The organism is Neobittarella massiliensis (ex Bilen et al. 2018) (genome assembly GCF_014269355.1).
In the GTDB taxonomy this organism is placed as follows: domain Bacteria; phylum Bacillota; class Clostridia; order Oscillospirales; family Ruminococcaceae; genus Neobittarella; species Neobittarella massiliensis.
Window position 1 is genome coordinate 1,493,089 of record NZ_JACOGI010000001.1, and the last position, 22,054, is coordinate 1,515,142.

Sequence of the window (22,054 nt, forward strand, 5' to 3'; positions counted from 1 at the left end):
AATAGAGCGCACAGCTGTTTTGCCGGACGCCGGCCCGGGCGGCAGTGTTACGAGCGAAGAGGGGGATACCATTGGACCGCGTCAGATCACTTGAGAGAGAGAATGCCCGGCTGTTGCAGCTCGCCCAGCACGACTACCTGACCGGGCTGTACAACCGGGGCGCCACCCAGGAAAAGGTGGAACAACTGTTGCGCCAGACCGGCGATGGGGCCCTTTTGGTGCTGGACGTCGACGGCTTTAAGCAGGTGAACGACCAGTACGGCCACCTGGCCGGCGACCGGCTGCTACAGCAGATCGGCCAGGTACTGGGGCTGCTGTTTTTGGTGGAGGAGCCGGTGGTGGGGCGCATTGGCGGCGACGAATTTGTGTTGTATTTCCCGGGTAAAAAAGGCCCTGATTTTGTGCCATCCGCGGTGCGCCGGGTGCGTGACCGGTTGGCGGCCGTGCCGATACAGCCTGACAGCGGGGTCTACCTGTCGGTATCGGTGGCGGGCAGTGCGGCCCAGCCGGGTGATGACTACCTCACTTTGTTTGACCGCACCGACCAGCAGCTGCTGCGCCGCAAGCGGAGGCGGTCGCCCCCCAGCGGGCCCTTAGTCCCGGTACAGGGGCTGGACGCCGATATCCACAAGGTGCGGCAGGACCTGCGGGAACAAAAGCGCCTGCCGGGTGCGTACTGCCAGGACTACCAGACCTTTCAGAGCATATACCGCTTTGTGGAGCGGGGCCTGCAGCGGACACACCGCCACTGCTGTATACTGCTCATCACCCTGACCGACGGGCAGGGCGATCTGGCGCCGCTGCCCCGCCGCCAGCGGGAGATGGACCTGTTGCAGGAGACCGTATCGCTGTCGCTGCGGGCAGGAGATGTGTTCACCCGCTACAGCAGCTGCCAGTTCCTCATTATGGCCATCGGCGCCAGCAGTGAGGATGCCGGCCACATCGCCGCCCGCATCCAGAAGGAGTTCTACCAAAAAGTGCCTGCCTCCTCTGACACCAAGCTGCAACACGCAGTGTGCTCGCTGGTGGATATCGAGGAGCCGGCCAGGTCGTAACTTGCCACTGCTTATCCACTGACCACTACTTACATATCGCGGCTTTCGTTGTTTTTGCGTCTCCCCATTTCTTTTTTCTACAAGATAAAAGCAGTTCCCCGCCGGTCGCAGATAGCGGAGAACTGCTTTTTTGTGCCGGCAAATATTGTGGGGCTACTTGTGCCAGCGCCGGAGCGTGGGGAAAAACTGAGTCATTGCCGTACGGGCCTGCTGCGGGGTGATGTGGCTGTCGGCTTTTACCATGGGCTGGATACAGGCCTCGATCATCTCCTCCATAGTGCAGTCTTGGGCAAAAGTGCCGTTTTGGTAGCAGTAGTGGCAGTAGTCGGTGCTCTTGCTGCCGTCGCATTCAGTCCCGTACAGATCGTCGGTCATAGGCATACCGCAGCTCTGGCAAAATTTCTGTTGCATACTTGTGCTCCTTTATCTGTTTTTATTGGGTGTGGGTCCAGTATAGCAGTCTATACCAGACAGCTGTGTGTCAACTAAACTTTTGCCCAGTCCAAAAATTTTACGGACGAGTGGCAGCATACACCGGTGAAACTGTCAAAAGAGAGCGGACCGATCAAGATCGGTCCGCTCTCTTTTGACGGTGCCCAGCGTGCAGTCTCTACTGGGCCGCAGCTGGCGACTTACCCGGCACGCCCGCTCGCAGATAGGCGTGCGCAGTGCGCCATCTATAAATAAAGGGTCCCCTGATCGGCACGCTTTAAACTGCTGCCGCCAGCGCCCTGAAAGGAGAGCTTTTTACACAGATCAGCCGCGATCACTCGGGCCGGGCAGCAGCTGGCGGCTGGCTGACCGTGCCGGCAGCCATCGCCACAAAGGCCAGCGCCAGCAAAACACAACTAAACAGCACTGCCAGCCGCCCCAGCCACCAGCTGAGCGCCGCCCCCAACACGGCGCCACCCATAAAGCAGAGCACGATGGCTGCGTACCGGAGCGCACTGCGGCGATCCTCACTGCTGCCGCCGTGTAAAAGGCGGTGCGTGCAGTCGGCGAGCGAGCGGAGATTGCCGGTACACATCGTGCTGGCATAGGTCTTGCCGTGCAGGACGCGAAAGCCGCTGGCCTGCAGTGCACACACAAAAGAGACCAGTGTGGTGGCGGCCATGTCGCCGCTGCCCTGGGGCAACAGAGCCACCCCCGCCAAACAGACTGCCTCGGCACAGAGCAGGCCCTGCCGCCAGTGTAAAAACAAGCTGTCACCCCGGCGGCGCAGTTCCAGTGCCAGCAAGCTGCCCACAAAAAAGGCGGCTACCGGCACCAGATACTTCCACACGGCGGCCATATTGCCCTGGGCCAGCGACAGTACCAGCAGCACCAGATTGCCGGTCTGGCAGTTGGCGAACACGCCGCCCCGGGCCAGATAGGTGTAGGACTCTAAAAATCCGCCCACTGCGGCCAGCAGCACACCGGTGCGCAGTGACTGGGCCATCTGTCGCCTGTTCTCCATCTGTCTTCCCTCCCCTGCCTTTTGGCAAACACCCATTTTCAGGGCTCTTGTATCTTCTCGGCAATATCAGTATACTAGGAGACGAGAGATTTGGAAAATGATTTATTGATATGCCTGTCATGTTAAAATCGCATGGCAGAAAAAGGAGAGGTTATCGCCGTGGCTGCAGATCTCGACCTGTACCGCATCTTTTATCACGTGGCCAAGTACCAAAATTTTACCCGGGCGGCCGAGGTGCTGCTCTCGAGCCAGCCATCGGTGACCCGGGCCATGCAGAACCTAGAGAGCGAGCTGGGCTGCCGGCTGTTTGTGCGCTCGGGGCGCGGGGTACAGCTGACAGCTGAGGGCCAGCTGCTCTACAGCCGTATCGCCCCCGCTTACGAGAGCATCGTGCGGGCCGAGGAGGAGATCGCCGGGGCGCTGAGTTTGTCGCAGGGGGCTGCCTATCTGGGCACCACCGGCATGGCCCTGCACTGCCTGCTGCTGCACCGGCTGCGGGCCTTTTGCACCGCCTTTCCGGGCATACGGCTGCGCATATCTGATTACTCGACCCCGCAGGCCATACGGGCGCTGCAGGCGGGCAGCGTAGACATGGCCACCATTACCACTCCCGCCCAGCTGCCGGCCGGGCTGCGCCGCACGGCGCTGGGCGATTTTGAAGAGGTCATGGTGGGCGGTCCCCGCTTTGCGGCACTGGCCAGCGGCAGCCACACGCTGTCCCAACTGACCCAGTACCCGCTGGTGGGTCTGTCTAGCGACACTGTCACCTATGCCTTTTACCGCGATATCTACGCCGAGAGCGCCCTGGACTTTTCCCCTGACGTGCAGCTGTCCACCTCGGACCTGGTGCTGCCGGCCATCGCCCATGACCTGGGGATCGGCTTTGTGCCGCTGCCGATCGCCCGGCCGGCACTGCAGAGCGGGCAGGTGGTCCGCATACCGCTGGCCCAACCGCTGCCCCGGCGCCAGGTGTGGCTGCTGACCGACCCGCGCCGATCGCTGAGCCCCGCCGCCAGAGCACTGTATAGAGCACTGCGCCAGCAAGACTTTTGACCTGTGCCGTGTGCTGTTTTGCAGTATTTGGCAGGGGCAGATAAAGCGGAGCCCTGCCGGTACCAAAAGACCGGACCGCCGGGTGTTTGCGGCGGGCCCCCAACATCGCGCATTAAAAAGAGCGCCCCTATGGGCGCTCTTTTTCGGTACAGGTGATATTCCCTAGCTGTCGTCGTCATCGGTTTCTTGCTGGGTCTTTTCTTTTTGCTCGGTCTCCCGGTGGCGGGGCGTGGCGGTGAGCCGCTGGTCGCCCTCGACGATATCGTAGGTGAGCATATTCAGGTACTGGTTCTCGGGGACCGGCTGGCTGGCGTTATACGAGTATACCGGCGTGGTCTGCATCAGGCCCAACACCGCGCTGCGCACCGGGTCTAGCGGGGCGTGTATCACGTCGGCCAGCACATAGGGGATGTAAAAAGCCGAAATGGGCTTTTGGGGGATGACGTTCAGGTCGGCATCGTAGTTGGCCCATACCAAATAGCTCTGCTGATAGAGTTTGGCACAGTTTTCGCTGCTGATACCCAGCGACTCATACAGATCGTCTTCGGCCGAGAAAAATGGGAAGTGGTCGCCCACAAAAAAGACGATGGTGGGTTCATCGAGTTTTTTGATGCTCTCGATAAAGCGGCCCAGCGCCTGGTCGGAGTGCTGCACTTCACTCAGGTAGTACTCCAGCTCGGTCATGCCGGTCTCGGGGAACTTGTAAGGCTGGTGGTTTTGCATGGTGGTGGTGTAGATATAGGCGGGCTTATCCTGCTCGCGCAGCATGCGCTCGATCTGGGTGTACACCACGTCGTCGTCTATGTAGGCGTTATAGTCGTAGGTGGGGACGGTAAAGTCGCCCTCGAACACCAGGTTGTCGTAGCCGAAACGGGAATAGGTCTGGTTGCGGCCGTAAAAAGTGGCGCTGAAGGGGTGGATATAGCTGGTCTCGTACCCCAGATCTTTATAAAAATAGGCAAAGGTATCCTGCTCGCGGTCCTTGAGCAGTTTTTGCGGGGTGGGCTCGTCTTTGAGGCCGCGCATGGGCAGGCCAAAATTAAGCTCGAACTCGGTCTTGACGGTAAATCCGCCAAAGGTGGGCACCACGGTCGTGCCTTTATATCCCTCGCTGCCGATGCGGTCGAAGTTCTGGTACACCTCATCAGAGATGCCCAGCTGCTCAAAGATGCGGAAATCGGCAAACGACTCGTTCATGATCATAATGACGTTGGGGCGGACGAAGTCCCCCGCGCTCTGTTTGTAGGAGGAGACGTCCTGCGGCTGTACGTCGTAGGTCTCGTAGTCGCCGGCGCGCTCTTTTTTGCCCGGCGCTTTAGAGACGGCGTTCTCGACCACATTGGCGATCATCTGGTTGTGGGCAAATTTCTCGTTGGTCTTAAAGGTGTTATAGGAGGTCTCGACATCCACCCCGAAGGTGCGCAGGATGGCGGTATTGACCCCCGACATGAAAAAGAAACCCACGAACAGACCCAACATGACCGCCCCGACCCCCGCGCTCACGTACCAGCGACCGCCGATCTTGGGATTGAGCCAAAATACGGCCCCGAAATAGAGCAGCACTGCCAACAGGCACAGCGCCAGCGGCCAGGTGATCTTGATATAGGCGAACTTGGCGATGTCGGAGGCGTTGGCGGTCATCACCAGGTCGGAGAGCAAAAAATGGGTGCCGCTGGTGGAGCACTTAAAGAACTCTACGCAGGAGAAGGCATACAGCGTACCGGCGGTGAGGAATACCGATATCCAGCCGCGGCGCACCAGCAGGGTAAAGCCCCAGAAAAAGAGCGATACCAGCAGCACATCGAACGCCAAAATGCCGGGCCGCTGCACCACAAAGTCGATAAAATCGCCCAGGTGTTGGGCCTGATTGCACTCGGTTATCAGCACTGCAAACAGCGGGAACAAGGCCAGCAAGACCATGCCTGCCCGCCGGTGCCGGGTGGTATTTTGTTTTCGGGCGTTTTGAAAGCGCCGCAGATACTTCCTGACTCGTTTCAATATGCGCACCGTTTCCTTTTTATTTTGATCAGTTGCCCCGGCGCGGGGCGGGTGAAAATACCGACGGGGACCTGGTACAGGTCCCCCATACGGCTATTCTACTATAGCAAATATCCCCTAAAAAGGACAGCAATAAAAGTTTACAATTTTATGAACTTTCGCAATATGTACAATATGAGACCCGGCCAGCTGGCACAATGCCCTAAAAAAGCACCGGTCTACCGCTGTTTTTTCGGCGCACATGTTTTGTGTTACCACAGGCAGGCTCTAAGCCCAGGCCAGCAGGCGCAGCGCCCCCAGCAGGATGAGGATAGCGCCGCTGAGCCACGACAGGTCGCGCCCACTGATCTTCTGCACCCGGCCGCCCAGCCAGTGACCGCCCAGTACGGCGGCGCAGCCCAGTAAAAAGGCGGCGCCCATCAGCGGCAGCAGCGGCACCGATAAAAGCCCCAGCCCCAACCCGGCCCCCAGCGAATCGACCGACAGGGCCGCCGCCAGATACAGCGCCTCTTTGGCGCTGAGCGCCTTGGACTGATCGCGGTCAGCCCGCGTCTCGTCGAGGTAGACTTCCAACATGAACTGGATGCCGGCCAGCTTAAATCGCAGCCGTTTTTTTTGCTGCCGCTTTTCGAGGTAGCGCTTTACGGTGCTCTCGCACAGGGTGACCGCACCGATGAGCAGCAGCAAAATCGCCCCCAACGCCGCCGGAACGCCCGGCGGCAAAATGCGGGCGATGAGCCCGGAGCCGGCCACCGCCACCCCCAGCACGCAGCTGCCCACCCCGCCTATGACCGCCGCCGAGCGCAGCGGGATGCGGATACCGCCCGCACCATAGGCCAGACTGGCCACAAAAGCATCGGTACAGATAGAGACCGAAAACAAGAGAATTTGAATGATCAAGGACGAATTCCTCCCCATGCCCAAATCTCGGGTGGGCGCAGCCGGGCACTGCTGCGCGCCGGGGCCGGTACGACGGCCCAGAAAGTAGTAAGGGATAAGCCCCCATTTTTGCAGCTGACAGCGGCTGGGCTGCCGGTGCGGCCAGAACCATACCGCGGCCGTACCTGCCATCCTATGCGCCGGCGGGGCAAAATGTCCCCGACGTTTTGCCCCGCTGTACGGCGCCCATACCGATTATACCAGTATCGGCGGCGGTATGAAAGCGGCCACACAAAAAAGCCCGTCCCGCACTAGCGGGACGGGCGATATCTCTTTTGCTCACAGCACCAGCTTCCTGGGGGCGGTAAAGGCCATCTGCTCAAAGACCGGCGGCGGTACCGGCGGCGAGAGCAGATAGCTCTGCAGCTCGGTACAGCCCCAGCCGCGCAGTTTGCGGGCCTGTGCGGCTGTGTCTACCCCTTCGGCCACGGTGGACATGCCCAGTTGGGCCGCCAGTTGTACGGCCCAGTGGGCCACCTGCTCGCCCCGCCGATGGTCGCCGCCCACAAAAAAGGCCCGGTCGAGCTTGAGTGTGTCTGCCGGCAACCGGCGCAGCGATGCCAGCGAGGAGTAGCCGGCGCCAAAGTCGTCGATAGCCAGACCCAGACCGGCCTGTCGGATCGCGGCGGCGGCGCGACACAGCGCGTCCATATCCTGGGCGGCAGTCTCGGTAAGCTCGATCTGTGTACAGCTCGGCGGCAGCCCGCTACGCTGCAGCATCTGCAGGTAGGGCTGCAAAAAATCGGGTTCGGTCAGCTGGCGCCGCGAGAGATTGACCGATATCGGCAAGAGCGGCCATCCGTTTTGTCGCCAGCTGCACAGCAGCGCGCAGACCCGGCAAAACACCCAGCGGTCCAGTTGGGCAATAAAACCGCTGCGCTCAAACAGCTCGATAAAGTCGCTCGGCGGCAGCAGCTTTTCTCCCAACTGCCAGCGCACCAGTGCCTCGGCCCCACAGATCTTTCCGGTCTGCAGGTCGGCTTTGGGTTGCAGATACACCCGAAACTCCCCCGCTGCCAGAGCTGCGGCAGCCCGATCGAGTTTTTGCTTGCGCGCCAGCGCCTGCGCCAGATCCTGTGGTGCATACAGCGCACAGCGGCAGCTATCTGCCGTGCGGGGCAGTTTGGCTGCGGCGCGGCAGGCAGCAGCGGCACGGTCCTGCGCGGTGACCACCCCGCAGCGCAGATCGCCCAGCGGATAGGCGCCGGCGCTGAGCGACAGCGGCCAGGGGGGGTACCAGCTGGGGGTACCGCTGCCGAGCCGTATGGCAGCGCGCGCCAGGCGGGCGCGCAGCGCCCCCATCCCCCGCCAGTGCAGCAACAGCTGAAAGTGCTCCCCCGCCGCCCGGGCGCACAGCTCGCCCGGCTCGAGCTGTGCGTGCAGGCAGTCGTATAGCTGGCGCAGCACTCTGTCGCCCTGCAAGCTGCCCAGGAACTCGTCGATCAGGTCAAAATCATCGATGTGCAGTGAGACCAGCACGTAGCTGCCCGGCGGCGCACGAAACACCAAGTGCCGGCACAACAGGGCAAATTTGGCCGCGCTGTCGCCGCCGGTGACCGGGTCTTCGAAGGCCAGTGCCTCCGCCTGCCGCCGGGCGCGCTGCCGCGATATCCACAGCACCAGCAACGTACCGGTCAGCGCCGCCGCTGCCAGCGCCCACCAGAGCACCACCGCTCCACGATCCACTTTACCGCCTCCTCACCGTCTGCGCACCAGCGCCTCTTGTTTAGAGTATGGGCGACCGAGCGGCGGGGTAACCAAATAAATGAAGGCCGGGGCCGGGCCCAGGTGCCGGTCAGGCGGGTATTTTACAAAGAAAGCGCCGCCGGAATGATCCGGCAGCGCTTCTCAACAACGATTTTGCGGTCTGCCCGCGGTCACTGCTGTGCCGACAGCGGGGCGGGGCCCTGCATGTATTTGGCGACGAAATCGGGTACTGGGATAGGCTTATTGTAGTAATACCCCTGCACAAAGTCGCAGCCCATGGCCGCCAATATCTGCTGCTGTTGCACCGTTTCCACACCTTCCGCCACGCTCTGTACCCCCAATTTTTTGCACAGGTCGACCAGGTTTTGCACGATGGCCTGCGCGCTCTGGCTGGCGTAGAGGTCGCTTATGACGCTCTTGTCGAGCTTGAGGGCATCGAGCGGCAGGCTGGAGAGCAGGTAGATGTTGCTGTACTGGGCGCCGAAGTCGTCGAGTGACAGCCGGTACCCACCGGCGCGGATGCGCTCGCCGATATCGGTGAGCGTGCGGCGCTCCAGCTCGCCCATGCTCTCGGTGATCTCGATCTCGATGAGGTGGTGGGCGACGCCATAGGTGTCGCACACTCGGTCGATGTGTTCTACCAGCTCTTGCTCCAGTACAGTCGAGCGGGAAAAGTTGAGCGATATGGGGAACAGCCGGTAGCCCGCCCGCTCCCAGTCGCGCAGTATGCGGCACACCTGTTCGAGCACAAAAAAGTCGATCAGGGCCACCAGGTTCTCGCGCTCCAGATGAGGGATAAATTGGGCGGGCGCTATGAGCTTTTGCCGGTCGTCAAAGCAGCGCACCAGCGCCTCGGCCCCGGCAATAGCCCCGGTGCGCAAACAGGCCTTGGGCTGCAGGTAGACGGTGAACCGCCCCTGCTGCAGGCCGTTTTCCACGTCGCGGCGCACCTGGGCGCGAAGGCGGCGCTTTTGATCGAGCGAATTTCCATCGCGTTTGCCCTGCTCTTTTTGCACCGCCAGCATCTCGTCGGCATGGCGTATCATGCGGGCGATATCGATATCGGCATCGGCCCAGCTAAAGCCCATGTACACCGGGCAGTCTTTGAGACCGGCGGCGCGGTACTGCGTCTCGTAGGTCATCTCCATAAAGTGCTGGTAGGTGACATCTTGACACAGCACCAAAAATTCGTCGCCCGCAAGGCGGTAGGCGCGGTCGGCGCTGAACACTGTGCGCAGCAGGTCGCCCACCTCCTGTACGGCCTGATCGCCGCGGTCGTAGCCCAACTTCTGGTTGAGCAGCGACAGACCGTCGATATCGGCGGTGAGCACCCCCAGCGAGGAGACAGCATCGGGCTTAAAGCCGCGCAGGTACTTGATAAAGCTGGTGCGGTTGCGCAGGCCGGTCAGCTCGTCGTGTACGGCCAGATAGCGCTGCTTCTCCAAAAGGTGGCGGCGGACCAGTTCCCCCGTCAAAAAGTAGGACAGTGAGCCCAGCAGGTCGCTGTCGCCCAGGTGTTGGCGCGGATTTTCGACCACCAGATGGCCGGTGATCTGCTCGTGCTGTACCATAGCTGCACAGTATACCGTCTGCACCCCGCGCAGCAGCATATTTTTAGCCTCGGGCACGCGTTCAGCCAGGTCCTGCACGCCTTTGACGGCGATGACCTCCCGCCCGGTAAAAGAGCGCTGCACCCAGTCGGTGTAGTTGCTGCTTATGTCTGCCATACCTTTTGGGGGCACCGGCTCGGCGCCTTCGCGGTGGTCTTGATGGGACACGGTCCAGCCGCCGTCTTTATCTATGGTGGTGACGTAGGCGCGGTCAGCGCCGTAAAAGCGGCGCACTGCACCGGTGACGGCAGCCAGCGCCTCTGTATCGTCTTTGGCGGCCAGCAGCGCGCTCACGCAGTGCAGCAGCACCTGATCGGCACCATTTTCGCCTGAAAGCGTGTCCTCGCTGCCGGTCAGATCGGTGGCTATCTCCATGCGGGCCGGTCGGCCGCCCCACACCACCAACTTGTCGCGCAGCAGATAGCGGCGGCCATTTTTGGCGTTTTGATTTTTCCACAGCTGGAAATATTCGGCGGTGGGGATGTGGTTTTTACAGAAGATGCAGGGGCGCGAAAAGCCTTGGATCAGCTGGTAACACTTCTTTCCGGCAAATCCCTCCTCTGGCGCACAAAAAGCCCGCCTGGCCGCCGGGTTCATGTACAGGAGCTCGTAGTTCTGGGTATCGATGACGTACATGGGGTCGTCTATCACATCCATCAGGCAGCTCTGGTGCAGCTGTTCTTTGGCCACACATTCGCCGGCGATCTCTTGCAGAGAGCGCTTTTGGGCCTGCATTTGGGAACTGTACACGGCACAGCGGTTTTTGCCCTGCGCCTTGGCCCGGTAGAGGGCGATATCCGCCTGGTCGTAAAGGCGCTCGAAGTCACTGCCCATCTGCAGCGCAAAGGCCACCCCCACCGAGCAGGAGACCTGCAGCCGGCGGTTGCCGGCCAGATAAAAGCCCGCCACCTGCTGGCAAAAGTCCTGCACCTGATCGACCACCCGCTGGCGGTCGGTGACGCCGGTGAGCAGCACTATGAGCTCGTCGCCGCCAAAGCGCCCGACGATGCTGCCGGCGGCAAAGGTCGACTGCAGCAGCTTGCCCACCTCGCCCAGCACGTAGTCGCCATACAGGTGGCCATAGGTGTCGTTTACCTGTTTAAAGTTGTCCAGATCGATCATCAGCAGCGCACACAGCGAGCGGGGCGTGCTGTTTTTCAGCGTCTCCTCGATCATCAGGCGCGCGGTCTGCTTGTTGTAGATACCGGTGATCACATCGCGCTCTACCCGCTCTTTGAGGGCCAGCTCGGTCTTTTTGCGCTCGTCGATATCGCGGATATAACCGGTCATGTGCACGTGACCGGTGGCGGGGTCGGGCGATAAAGTGAGCGTGGCGGCGATCCAGTGGATCTGCCCCTCGCCGTTTTGGCCCCGGTACTCAAACGTCATCTGCCGCTGGCCGCGGCGGTACAGCGCCAGCAGATTTTTACGGTCCATCTGCTCGCGGCACTGCTTTTGATAGGTGCGGCCAGACATCATGGCGACGAGCTGGTCGAGAAAATTCTCGTATCCGGCCCCTTCCCAGCTGCCGGGGCGGCCCTTGAGCCACAGCTGACTGATGATGCCGGCCGTCAGATCCACCTGGCCCACAGCCAAAGTGTCGACCGAGAGCATCTGCCGCAGCTGTTCCTCCTGCATCACCCGGTATTCGGCCTCTTTTTGGGCGGTGACGTTTTCAGATACCGCCACGGCCCGCACCGGCTGGCTCCGGTCGTCAAACAGGGTGGTGTAGTGGACCTTTTCCCACTGGTAGCTGCCGTCGGCGGCACGGACCTCCAGCGTGCAGTGGGCAGTGGGATCACCCCGATGGATGCTGCGGTACAGCTCGCGCAGCGCGTCGGCGCTGGTGGCGGGGATATAGCCGATATCCAGCAGCCGCTGAGGGATGTCGGGAATGACCGTGTCCAGCCCATTTCGGTCGGCGTACTCCTTATCCAGTATCAGCTCGCGGCGGGCAATATCGTACTCCCACACGTTGATACCGGTCTGTTTCAGGGCGATGCGGTAGCGCTGCTCACTGTAGACCAGCTGCTGTTGGACCTCTTTTTCGGTGGTGATGTCGATGACGAGACCGCTGATCTTGCTGGCAGTAGGGTCGTGGCTGACAGCGGCGCTGACGTGCAGCCAGCGCACACTGCCGTCGCGGCAGCGCACCCGGTACTCGCTGCTGACCCGGCCGCCGCCGGCGGCGATGACCTCTTCGATCTGCCGGCTCAGGCGCGGCATGTCTTCAGGGCAGACCAGCAGCGCCGCCCGATCGCCCAGCTCGTCGTGCATCTGCTGGCGGGTGTAGCCGTGGATGGCAAAGTAGTGGTCGTTGGCGTACTGGACGGTAAAGCCCGCGTCCAGCTGGGCGCTGAACACACCGCCCAGATCTCCCTGGGCAATAGCCTGCAGCTCCTGCTCGGCCTCGATCTGGCCGGTGATATCCAGACACACACTGACGATGACCGCCTGCCCGTCAGGCGACTGGGTGCGCATGCCCCGGTCGTACACCCACATATAGGAGCCGTCTTTTTTGCGCATGCGGTAGGCCACTTCGTAGCTGCTGCCGGCGGCCATAGCGCTGTCCACCTCGCGGTCGACCCGCTGACGGTCGTCGGGGTGCATACAGCCGAGCACCAGACCGCCGATATCTTCGGCAAATTCGTCGGCGTCACTATAACCCAGATAATCGAGCATGGGCTGATTGATAAAATACAGCGGAAAGCCCGGCTCTATGTAGCCGCCCATCATCCCACCGGGCAGGTTTTCGGTTAAAAAGGCCATACATTCCTGCCTGGCCTGCTGGTGCAGTGCGCTGCTTAACCGCTCGCTGAAATATACCTTTTGGCCCCGCCCATCCGGCGTTTTATACTGTTGGCCGCTCATCGCACTGTCTCCTTTATCCCGACTCTGTTAGCCGCAGTGCCGTCACCGCTGTAACCGGGCGCTGTAGCTGGGCGCAAATTGCCGCATAACAGCCCTTACTGGCGCGATGTGCAGCGCGTATTCTGTACGTTTTACCTATTTATGATTATACTGGTAAATGAGCAAAAAGGCAACGGATCAGGGGGTTGCACTGTAAATATTTGGCCAGAGTGCACCAAAAGCTGCCGACAATAGCTACTCGCCGAGAAAGCCTCTCCCCTGCCATGACATCAAGGCAGCGCATGCGTGCCGATATGCGCCACATGGCGGGCCGCACGCACGGCCCAGTTGCCCCGGGCACTTGACAACTGCCGCCCGCTGCTACTACAATATAGGATACACGACTTGGGCCGGGACCGTACCCGCGGCCCGCGACAAAAAAGGAGCTGCCCCCATGAAAGCACGAGAGACCGACTGTGTGGCCATCTTCCCCGATACGATACAGCGCGTGGCACCGCACATGCCCGCTGCGGAAAAGCTGACCGGTCTGTCGGACTTTTTTAAGGTGATGGGCGACGGCACCCGCATACGCCTGCTGTGGGCGCTGGAGATCAGCGAGATGTGCGTGTGCGACTTGGCGGTGCTGCTGAACATGACCAAATCGGCGGTGTCGCACCAGCTAAAGATCCTCAAGAGCGCCAAATTGGTGCGCAGCCGGCGGGAGGGAAAAAACATCTTCTACTCGCTGGATGACGACCACGTGTGTCAGATCCTCAACATGGGGCTCGACCACACGAGTGAATGATGAAGATCATAGCCGGGCCTGTCTGCATAACAGACAGGCCCGGCTTTTTATTTTGGCAGCTCCGGCGCACCGGCGGCAGTGGCGATCCGGCATTTGCCGCACTGTTTTGCCAGCTTTCCCAAAATATAATTACCGCACCGGCTGGTAGGTCATCTGCGCCGGCAGAGCGGTGGCTTCCAGTTTGAAGATGACCGGGCGCAGCCCGTCGTTGCAGCTGCAGATGGCCACCCCGGGCTCTTTGATCCAGTCGCCGTAATAAAACAGCGTTTCTCCAGCACCGTGAGCCAGAGCAAAAACGTACTGATAGATCGCCTTCCACGCCTCGTCGCACAGGCCGTCTGGTTTGGCGTAGTCGGCGTAAAACACCTGGCCAGCTTTTAGCATGGGACAAGCCGAGAGCCCCGGTACCCCGTACTGGGCGGCCAATTCACCATCTAATGTGGTTTTGAGTACAGTGATCTTTACCTTGTTCATGCTTGCAGTCCTCCTTCTACACATCTTTTTGTATCCCCATCTTATCGGCACTACAGCGGACGGGCGGCAATACAGCCACTCATTTAGGGCCACATTCTCATCAGCCGATCATACCACCACACAACCGCCCTGCGAGCGGATATGCAGCAGACGGCAGCTGTGCGAACCGAATACCGACTGAACGGTGCGGGTGAAAGTATCTTCTATATCAATAGGTACAAAGGCCTGCACCGTGCCGGCAAACCCGCCGCCATGTACCCGCACGGCACCTCGATCACCGAGCAGCGTTTGCACCACTGCCCGCGCCAGCATCACTGCCTGATGCCGCGGGGCGACCGGGACGGTACTGTTTTGCAAATACATAGCCGAGGAGCGACCGGACTGCCGGCACAGCTTTAAAAACACCTCAAAGTCACCAGCGGACAGTGCCGCCGTCTGTAGGCACACGCGGGCATTCTCCTCAAAAAAGTGTATGGCCCGCAGCACCGCCCGGTCGCCCACTTTTGCCCGCAGAATGGGGATAGACTGCCAGAATACGTCTCTCTCCACCCGGCTCAACACCTGCTGACCAAAAAAGGCTGCCACCTGCCCCATCTCTGCGGGGATGGCGGCGTAGGCATCGGTCAGGTCGCGGTGATCCGAGCCGGTATCGATGATATACAGCTGGTAGCCGCTGGCTGTGTAATCAAAATCTATCTGCCGGATGCGCGGCAGCTCTGGGTCACCAAGATCGATAGCTATGGTACCGCCCACCGCACAGCCTATCTGGTCCATCAACCCGCAGGGCTTGCCAAAATAGCGATTTTCTGTCGCCTGGCCCAGCACCGCCAAACGGGTATTAGACAAAATGTCATTGCAGAACAAGTGGTTTTGTATCACGCCCAGCAGGACCTCTAAAGCCGCCGAGGAAGAGAGACCTGAACCCGCTGGGACGTTGGAGGTAACGTAGGCACAATACCCCTGTACGGGGTGGCCACCCTGGACAAATCCGGCTGCCATTCCACGCACCAGAGCAGCGGTCGTCCCCAGCTCTTCCCGGCGTGGAGACAGATCAGACAGGTCGACCGAAAAATGACCGTACCCCTCGGCGTACAGCTCTACTGTATTCGTGCCGTTGGGGGCCGCACAGGCCAGCATATCCATATCGACGCTGGCGCACAGCACCCGCCCGCCCTGGTGGTCGGTGTGATTGCCGCCCAGCTCGGTGCGGCCAGGCGAGCTAAAAAGAGCAGCAGGAACACCAGCCAGCTGGGGCCACAGCCGTAAAAATCCATTTACCACCTGCCGGGCACGGGAACGACTTCGTTTGCGTGCCGCGCTGCTCTTTTGCGGGCCGTACAGTGTGGCCAACTGCCGATCATATGCGCCGGCGGACAATTTATCATATAGCTCTGTTGGGCAGGTCATGCTCATATTTCTCCCCTTTTGGCTCTGACTCCGAGATATGATGCGGTTAAAAGGCACTACCGGTCCTATAGGGCATGTGCTGGTACATACTGGGCCGGATGGATAATCGGCTGCCGACTATTTTAGCTGTATTTTGGCAGCTGTGGCGTCGGCGCTAAAACAGGTCAGGCGGCAGCAGGATGTCTTCGTGCGGCACCTTGTCCCAGCTGAAATCTTTTGCCAGCTGCGCGGGCAGAACCGGCTGAGGCCTTGGTTGTAGCCCGGCCAGCCAAGCCAGCCGGCCTATGATATCAGCTGCCGTATAGCCCTTTTTTTGCAGGGCGGACAAGCTCACGTCGCCGTCGCGTTTTGACAGCCGCCGCCCATCCGGGGCCAGCAGTAGCGGCGTGTGGGCGTAACGGGGCGCGGGAAAGCCCAGCAGTTTTAGCAGCCACAGCTGGCGCGGTGTGGACGAGAGCAGGTCTCGCCCCCGCACCACCTCGGTCACCCCCATGGCGCCATCGTCGGCAGCCACTGCCAGCTGATAGGCGAATACCCCGTCAGACCGGCGCAGGATAAAGTCGCCGCACTGGGTGGGTAGGTGCTGATGGACCTTTCCGTAATGGCCGTCGGTAAATGAGATCGTGCGATCTGGCACCTGCAGCCGCACTGCCGGTGGGCGCTGCTGCGTACGCCGCGCGATCTGCTGAGGTGTAAGGTCCCGGCAGGTGCCGGGGTATAGTACCTGCCCATCGTCCAGGTGGGGGGCCTGCGCGGCATGCAGCTGGGCGCGGCTGCAAAAACAGGGATAGGTAAGCTCCATAGATGACAATGTATCGAGACACTGCTGGTAGTAACTGCTGCGCTGTGACTGCCAGTAGGGGCCATTGGGGCCACCCAAGTCGCCGCCCTCATCCCAGTCGAGCCCCAAGAAATGCAGATCGCGCTGCAGCTGACGGGTGTAGTGCTCGCTGGTGCGCTGGGTATCGAGATCCTCTATGCGCAGCAACACCCGCCCATTTTGACTTTTGGCCGAGAGCCACGCCAGCAGTGAGCAAAACAGGTTGCCCAGGTGGAGCCTGCCGCTGGGGGTGGGGGCGAAGCGGCCCACTACGGTACTCGACATGGCACATCTCCCCTTCCAGTAAGCAATTATCAGCATGTATGCACAGCATTTTTGGGTGCGGTCATGGCCAGGCGAGCGCCGGCCAACACACTCTATTTATGATAAAATAAGGGGCATAGGCGTGTCAACAAAGTTGTTACTAAAGTGTAAATACGGGGCATTTTTGCCCGATTGCCGGGTTGTAAGGGAAAAGTGCCGTTTTGCCGCCGTGATATAAAGTGTGGCCGGGGCAAGCAGTACCTACCCCGGCCACGATGACAGCCGATGACGCCGTCGATCAACAATTTTTGGTACGGCTCTGCTCTTGGCCGTCGCGCACGCCCTGATGGTATGCGCCGAGCAGCGCCTGGGCGCAGTTTAAAAAGACCTGCTGCATTTTATCATCTAAAGGCTGGCCCAGCGCGCGCTCCATAGCGCTCACCAGATCCTCTGCCGGCCGGTGCTTATAGTCTTTCAGTTCGATTCCTCGCACGGTGTCCTCCTTGGTATACATAGATTGCCGTTTGAGTGCTGTTGTCTGTTGTTTTTAATATTTGGGTACTGTACACGTATAAAGCTGTATCTTTTGAACTTGCTATATCAGGTGACAATACACTCATAAAACGCATCTTTATTTTACAGCAGACAGATGCCTGTGACTACCCTTATTATTACCAATATTTTACAATTTCTGTTGGCGATTGTCACAGTCTGTCGAAAACTGTATAATAGTTCCTTTATCCTTCGACGTATTCTATGTAAAAGAGCTTTCCCGCAGCTTTGCGGGAACGACCATATCTGTACAGATCATCAGCTATTTGATCTGCTCCAACTAAGCGATCTAAGGGGAGACTCGTGTACTTCTGGGCGCGCTATTTTTGAAGAGTCATGTGCCCGATACACTCAATCTTTTGCTCGGAGCGCAGCGCCATGCTCACCGGAGCAGCAGATAAATTGGATTTGGAGAGCGCCGTACCGGCTACACCATATAAAGTGACTTGGCCGCTGCCAGTGATGGTATAGTTGCCCGGCTCTAGATTTTTGCCGATGAGGAGCGTTGTATCGGTGAAGTCCCCACCTTTGGCTATGACCGTGACCGGCTTTACAAAAACGGGGGTCTCCTCCTCTTCCAGATCAAAGGCTTTCAGTAGTTTTTTGTTAAGGCGGTCCAGTTGATTGATGATGATCCAGTTTTGTTCTGATATAGCCCGCAGGTAAGCGATTTTAGCCACATCTTCAAATTTTCCCGACAAAAGAGAGTTCAAGTGACCTAAGGTGCCGATACCCGATAGGTTTTTGATGATCTCCTGCGCAGTAGCGGCATCTTTTTCGCTCAGGGAAGATAAATTGTGTTCGTAAATAAAATCCTGTATCTGCTGTTCCTTTTTGTCCTGCTTGTCCTCTGTGTACCCGTACATTTTAGCTCCTCCTCTTAGCATGCGGCTTTTGACCGTCAAAAGCCTGTTTGATCCTTTCTATAAGTATCCGCACCGGGAGGTGTTTGACCATGTACGCGGGCAAATGAGGGGTTGTGCCGACAAAAGTTGTGGGCACATAAAGAAACACCGCATAGATGGCTTATCTATGCGGTGTTTTTGGTGGAGGCGAGGGGGGTCGAACCCCTGTCCGAAAACCGATTCATACGGGCATCTCCGAGTGCAGGCCGTCATTTACATTCCCGGTTTCAGGCGCTGATGGCCAAGCTCAAAAAACCAGTATCTTCGTATACCTGATACGCTACGAAGCCCTCGCGTATACATGTGCACCACTAAAGTGACACCCTACAGCCGGTCGTGGTCCCCCGACAGAGGATGAGCGGCTTAAGCCGCTAAGCAGTAATCGTTAGAATCTGCGTTTAAATTTAAGGTGCGGATTGTTGAAGCGGTCCCGCGCCGCTACTCGCTTCCCGTACTGCACAGTCCCCGTCGAACGCCAAATACGCCCCCGTAAAGACGGTACAGCGGCAGCTTTTGGCACCAGCTGCCCACTCACTTATTAGTATACCACAGCGGCTGATAAAATGCCACTATACAATTTTTCCGCTATCGGCTGCGCTCTTTTAAAGCGCGCTGGATATCGCGTTTGGCGGCCTTATTTGCCATATCGGCCCGCTTGTCGTAGAGTTTTTTGCCTTTACAGAGCCCCAACTGCACCTTGACGTGCTGGCCCTTAAAGTAGAGCGACAGCGGGATGAGGGTAAGGCCCTCCTGTTTGATCTGGCCCAAAAGGCGGTAGATCTCGCGCTTGTGCAGCAGCAGCTTGCGCTCGCGCACCGGGTCGCGGTTAAAGATATTTCCCTTTTCGTAGGGGCTTATGTGCATGCCGCGCAAAAAGACCTCGCCTTTGTAGATATCGCACCAACTGTCTTTCAGGTTCACGTTGCCGGCCCGCAGGCTCTTCACCTCGGTCCCGGCCAGTGATATGCCGGCCTCGATACTCTCGATGACGAAGTAGTCGTGCCGGGCTTTTTTGTTCTGTGCTATGGTCCGCAGCTGTTTTTTCTGCTCCACCGCTGTCACCTCTTTTCGCGTTGTTCAAATTGTGAACAAACTGTAAAAACGCCCCTTTTTTGCGCTTTTGAAGCAACTTTACAGCTCGTTGCGGCCCTCCAGGGCCCGGTACAGCGTGACCTCGTCGGCATATTCCAGTGTGCCCCCGACGGGGATACCGTATGCCAGCCGGGTCACCTTGACCCCCAGCGGTTTGATCAGCCGCGAGATGTACATGGCGGTTGCCTCCCCCTCCACGGTGGGCGGGGTGGCCATAATGACCTCTTTTACCTGGCCGCTGGACAGGCGGGCCAGCAGCTGTTTGATAAACAGCTGCTCGGGGCCGATGCCATCCATGGGCGAGAGCAGCCCCCCCAGGATGTGGTAGGAACCAAAATACTCTTTGGTGCGCTCGAAGGCAAACACATCGCGCGGGTCCTCCACCACGCAGATGGTGGACTTGTCGCGGGTCGTGTCGGCACAGATGGCGCAGGTATCGCTGTCGCTGAGGTTTTGGCAGACCTGGCAGCGCTTGATGGTCTTTTTGGCCCGTACCATCGTATCGGCAAAGAGCTGGGCGTCGGTCAGGTCCATGCCCAGCACGTAAAAGGCCAGCCGCTGGGCAGTTTTGTGGCCGATGCCGGGCAGCTTTTCAAACTGCTCTACCAGCTCGTCCAGGGCGGTGATGTGGTAGGACATGGGGGCTTACAGATTAAAGCCGGGCAAATTCATGCCGCCGGTGACTGCCTGCACCCGAGTATTGGTCTCGTCCTCGACCCGGCGCACCCCTTCGTTAAAGGCGGCGATGAGCAGGTCCTGCAGCATCTCGATGTCGTCGGGGTCCACCACTTCGGGGGCTATCTCGAGTTTGGTGATCTCTTTTTTGCCGTTGATCGACAGGCTGATCATGCCGCCGCCGGTGGCGACCTCAAACTCGGTCTCCTCGACTTCCTGCTGGATACGGGACATCTCCTCCTGCACCTTTTGAGCCTGTTTCATCATCTGATTCATGTTCTGGGGGCCGTAGCCCTTAGGCAGTCTGGCTTTCATAATCTCTTTACTCCTTGATCTCTACTGGTATTCCCTGTGCGCGGGTGTGCTCGATAAACTTTTCTAATTGGGGATTGCCCGTGGGCTGCTGCCGGGACTCGCTGCGGTAGGGGCCCAGGCGGTAGTTTTGGCCGGTCACCTGGACCAATGCCTGGCGGATATCTTTTTTGGTCTGGGTGCTGGAGCGCATCAGTGTTAAAAACAGCTCGTTTTTCGAGTCGATGAGCAGCAGCGCGTCGCCGGACAGATAGGCCTGAGAGCCCTGCAGCGCCGTGTACGCCAGCTTGTTGCAGTCGCCCAGAGCAGCGAGCACCTGGGACCAGGGCTCGAAAGCGGTGAGCGCCCCATCCGCCGCACTGTCGGGGACAGCAGCCGGAGGGGTTGGGGCCTCTACATCCGGTGACGGGCGGGCCGGGGGCGCGGCGGCAACCGGCGGGGCAACCATCTCCTCCTCGGACGGGGGCGGGGCGGCGCTCATGATGCCCTGCCAGTCGTCCGGCTCGGGCGACGGGGCGGCCTGTGCGGTGGGTGCCGGAGCAGTCGCTGTAGATGCCGGAGCCGATGACACCGATTTTTGCGCGGGAGCAGCCGGGGCCGGGCTGGCGGCGGGGGCGGTATTTTGCGCGGCAGTGACCGGGCGCGACGAAACGGCGGGGACCGACTGTTGGCTGCCGAACTGCCCCCCTGCCGTACACAGAGAGATGAGCAGCATTTCCAGGGCAATGCGCGGGTCCTGCGCGCGGCCGACCTGCTCGCAGCCACCGGCCACCGCCTGTACTAAGCTGAGCATCTGCTCGGGGGCGATACCGGCTGCCTGCTGCAGATAGCGGTCGCGCTCGTCGGGGGCGCAGGCGGTGACGGTATCGAAATCGGCCATCACCTTGCAGAGCATCAGGTCGCGGCTGTGAGAGAGCATCTCCTGCGCCAGGCGACCCATATCGGCCGAGTGGGCGGCCAGATCGTCGAGCAGATGGATGGCGCCGGACACGTCGCCGGCGAGCACACAGTCGTACAGATCGAACACGTGGCTCTTGTCGGCCACGCCGCAGAGGTCTTTGACCAGCTGCAGGGTGATCTCTTCGCCGGTGGAGATGCATTTATCCAGCAGCGAGACGCCGTCGCGCATGCCGCCGTCGGCCAGGCGGCCCAGCAGCATAGCGGCATCGGACGGCAGTGCGACCCCTTCTTTTTGGGCGATGTACTGCAGGCGGTCGGCGATCTGCTGGGCGGTGATACGGTTAAAGTCGAACCGCTGGCAGCGGGAGAGGATGGTGACCGGCAGCTTGTGGATCTCGGTGGTGGCGAGGATGAACACCACGTGCTCCGGCGGCTCCTCCATGATCTTGAGCAGGGCGTTGAAGGCGGAGATGGACAGCATGTGCACCTCGTCGATGATGTACACCCGCTTTTTGCACTGGGTGGGCACAAAGTAGGCCTCTTCGCGCAGGGTGCGGATGTTGTCGACGCCGTTGTTGCTGGCGGCATCGAGCTCGACCACGTCGGTGATGGAGTCGCCGTCGATACCGGTGCAGATATCGCACACGCCGCAGGGCTGGCCGTCGTGCACGTGGGGGCAGTTGATGGCCTTGGCCAGTATTTTGGAGCAGGTGGTCTTGCCGGTGCCACGGGAGCCGGTAAACAGGTAGGCGTGGGAGAGCTTGCCGGTCTGCACCTGGTGTTTGAGTGTGGTGACGATGTGCTCTTGGCCCACCACGTCGTCGAAGGTGCGGGGGCGATATTTGCGGTAGAGTGCCAGGTACACGGGCGTGTTCTCCCCTCTCTCGGCGCCCCGGCGGGGGCGGTGTTTTTTGACAAATGGGTACAAAAAAGACAGGGCCACGCGCAGCTAGATATGCGGGCATACAGGTTGATCTGCGGCACACAGAGAATTCCGCTTAATGCTGCTCGGTTCCCCGCCTGACATGGTTCACGGTGCCCTGTCGCACAGGACCCGCATGCTCGCATATCGAGGTGCGCGTTTGCCCTGCCTTACATAACAGTGATAGTTTAGCATATCTGTCCCCAAAACACAAGCCCCAGAGGCGGGTTTTTGCCCGCCGATCCGGACCCGACCGAC

Annotated in this window: 18 protein-coding genes and 2 other RNA genes; 3 read left to right on the forward strand and 17 right to left on the reverse strand. The window is 59.8% G+C overall.

Features of this window, described 5'->3' with window-relative positions; translation table 11 throughout:
• The first annotated feature begins 71 nt into the window (after positions 1-71).
• Entirely contained in the window at positions 72-1,055 is a 984-nt protein-coding gene (locus H8K20_RS06880; protein WP_186487889.1) for a GGDEF domain-containing protein, read from the forward strand.
• A 153-nt stretch (positions 1,056-1,208) separates the two neighbouring features.
• On the opposite strand, the gene H8K20_RS06885 is transcribed toward H8K20_RS06880, so the two are convergent.
• Both H8K20_RS06885 and H8K20_RS06890 read right to left on the reverse strand, forming a co-directional pair.
• Positions 1,209-1,466 (reverse strand): zinc ribbon domain-containing protein, encoded by a 258-nt coding sequence (locus H8K20_RS06885; RefSeq protein ID WP_105205565.1) that lies wholly within the window; start codon positions 1,464-1,466, stop codon positions 1,209-1,211.
• A gap of 355 nt (positions 1,467-1,821) precedes the next feature.
• Positions 1,822-2,511, reverse strand: a complete 690-nt coding sequence (locus H8K20_RS06890; protein WP_243206190.1) for a YoaK family protein — start codon at positions 2,509-2,511, stop codon at positions 1,822-1,824.
• Between the two features lie 159 nt (positions 2,512-2,670).
• On the opposite strand from H8K20_RS06890, the gene H8K20_RS06895 reads away from it, so the two are divergent.
• Positions 2,671-3,564, forward strand: a complete 894-nt coding sequence (locus H8K20_RS06895; RefSeq protein ID WP_186487890.1) for a LysR substrate-binding domain-containing protein — start codon at positions 2,671-2,673, stop codon at positions 3,562-3,564.
• Between the two features lie 162 nt (positions 3,565-3,726).
• On the opposite strand, the gene H8K20_RS06900 is transcribed toward H8K20_RS06895, so the two are convergent.
• From H8K20_RS06900 to H8K20_RS06915, 4 genes are all read right to left on the reverse strand, one after another.
• A complete protein-coding gene (locus H8K20_RS06900; RefSeq protein WP_186487891.1) occupies positions 3,727-5,478 on the reverse strand; it encodes an LTA synthase family protein in 1,752 nt (583 codons plus the stop codon).
• Between the two features lie 351 nt (positions 5,479-5,829).
• The gene (locus H8K20_RS06905; protein ID WP_186487892.1) at positions 5,830-6,462 is read right to left on the reverse strand and encodes a manganese efflux pump; all 633 of its coding nucleotides are present in this window, start codon (positions 6,460-6,462) and stop codon (positions 5,830-5,832) included.
• 318 nt (positions 6,463-6,780) lie between these two features.
• Positions 6,781-8,187, reverse strand: a complete 1,407-nt coding sequence (locus tag H8K20_RS06910; RefSeq protein ID WP_186487893.1) for an EAL domain-containing protein — start codon at positions 8,185-8,187, stop codon at positions 6,781-6,783.
• 191 nt (positions 8,188-8,378) lie between these two features.
• Entirely contained in the window at positions 8,379-12,689 is a 4,311-nt protein-coding gene (locus H8K20_RS06915; RefSeq protein ID WP_186487894.1) for an EAL domain-containing protein, read from the reverse strand.
• Between the two features lie 433 nt (positions 12,690-13,122).
• Between H8K20_RS06915 and H8K20_RS06920 the strand changes: the two genes are divergently transcribed.
• Entirely contained in the window at positions 13,123-13,473 is a 351-nt protein-coding gene (locus tag H8K20_RS06920) for an ArsR/SmtB family transcription factor (protein ID WP_105205559.1), read from the forward strand.
• A 129-nt stretch (positions 13,474-13,602) separates the two neighbouring features.
• On the opposite strand, the gene H8K20_RS06925 is transcribed toward H8K20_RS06920, so the two are convergent.
• From H8K20_RS06925 to ffs, 11 genes are all read right to left on the reverse strand, one after another.
• A complete protein-coding gene (locus tag H8K20_RS06925) occupies positions 13,603-13,947 on the reverse strand; it encodes a TIGR04076 family protein (protein WP_105205558.1) in 345 nt (114 codons plus the stop codon).
• A 108-nt stretch (positions 13,948-14,055) separates the two neighbouring features.
• Positions 14,056-15,354 (reverse strand): galactokinase, encoded by a 1,299-nt coding sequence (locus H8K20_RS06930; RefSeq protein ID WP_186487895.1) that lies wholly within the window; start codon positions 15,352-15,354, stop codon positions 14,056-14,058.
• A 154-nt stretch (positions 15,355-15,508) separates the two neighbouring features.
• A complete protein-coding gene (gene gluQRS, locus H8K20_RS06935; RefSeq protein WP_186487896.1) occupies positions 15,509-16,459 on the reverse strand; it encodes a tRNA glutamyl-Q(34) synthetase GluQRS in 951 nt (316 codons plus the stop codon).
• Between the two features lie 277 nt (positions 16,460-16,736).
• Positions 16,737-16,931 (reverse strand): hypothetical protein, encoded by a 195-nt coding sequence (locus H8K20_RS06940; protein WP_178089639.1) that lies wholly within the window; start codon positions 16,929-16,931, stop codon positions 16,737-16,739.
• Positions 16,932-17,310: 379 nt separating this feature from the next.
• Positions 17,311-17,856, reverse strand: a complete 546-nt coding sequence (locus H8K20_RS06945) for a hypothetical protein (RefSeq protein WP_186487897.1) — start codon at positions 17,854-17,856, stop codon at positions 17,311-17,313.
• Positions 17,857-18,034: 178 nt separating this feature from the next.
• Positions 18,035-18,384, reverse strand: a transfer-messenger RNA (tmRNA) gene (gene ssrA, locus H8K20_RS06950).
• Positions 18,385-18,480: 96 nt separating this feature from the next.
• The gene (gene smpB / locus H8K20_RS06955) at positions 18,481-18,948 is read right to left on the reverse strand and encodes an SsrA-binding protein SmpB (RefSeq protein ID WP_154865198.1); all 468 of its coding nucleotides are present in this window, start codon (positions 18,946-18,948) and stop codon (positions 18,481-18,483) included.
• Positions 18,949-19,026: 78 nt separating this feature from the next.
• The gene (gene recR / locus H8K20_RS06960) at positions 19,027-19,626 is read right to left on the reverse strand and encodes a recombination mediator RecR (RefSeq protein ID WP_105205553.1); all 600 of its coding nucleotides are present in this window, start codon (positions 19,624-19,626) and stop codon (positions 19,027-19,029) included.
• A gap of 6 nt (positions 19,627-19,632) precedes the next feature.
• Positions 19,633-19,980, reverse strand: a complete 348-nt coding sequence (locus tag H8K20_RS06965) for a YbaB/EbfC family nucleoid-associated protein (protein ID WP_407938507.1) — start codon at positions 19,978-19,980, stop codon at positions 19,633-19,635.
• Positions 19,981-19,984: 4 nt separating this feature from the next.
• Entirely contained in the window at positions 19,985-21,739 is a 1,755-nt protein-coding gene (gene dnaX, locus H8K20_RS06970; protein WP_186487898.1) for a DNA polymerase III subunit gamma/tau, read from the reverse strand.
• Positions 21,740-21,834: 95 nt separating this feature from the next.
• Positions 21,835-21,934: signal recognition particle sRNA small type (ffs, locus tag H8K20_RS06975), an RNA gene on the reverse strand.
• Between the last annotated feature and the right edge of the window lie 120 nt (positions 21,935-22,054).

Coding starts and splice junctions, on each gene's coding strand:
- H8K20_RS06915 (WP_186487894.1), bottom strand. CDS start 12,689: ATGAGCGGCCAACAGTATAAAACGCCGGATGGGCGGGGCCAAAAGGTA.
- H8K20_RS06930 (WP_186487895.1), bottom strand. CDS start 15,354: ATGACCTGCCCAACAGAGCTATATGATAAATTGTCCGCCGGCGCATAT.
- H8K20_RS06945 (WP_186487897.1), bottom strand. CDS start 17,856: ATGTACGGGTACACAGAGGACAAGCAGGACAAAAAGGAACAGCAGATA.
- recR (WP_105205553.1), bottom strand. CDS start 19,626: ATGTCCTACCACATCACCGCCCTGGACGAGCTGGTAGAGCAGTTTGAA.
- H8K20_RS06890 (WP_243206190.1), bottom strand. CDS start 2,511: ATGGAGAACAGGCGACAGATGGCCCAGTCACTGCGCACCGGTGTGCTG.
- H8K20_RS06920 (WP_105205559.1), top strand. CDS start 13,123: ATGAAAGCACGAGAGACCGACTGTGTGGCCATCTTCCCCGATACGATA.
- H8K20_RS06925 (WP_105205558.1), bottom strand. CDS start 13,947: ATGAACAAGGTAAAGATCACTGTACTCAAAACCACATTAGATGGTGAA.
- H8K20_RS06885 (WP_105205565.1), bottom strand. CDS start 1,466: ATGCAACAGAAATTTTGCCAGAGCTGCGGTATGCCTATGACCGACGAT.
- gluQRS (WP_186487896.1), bottom strand. CDS start 16,459: ATGTCGAGTACCGTAGTGGGCCGCTTCGCCCCCACCCCCAGCGGCAGG.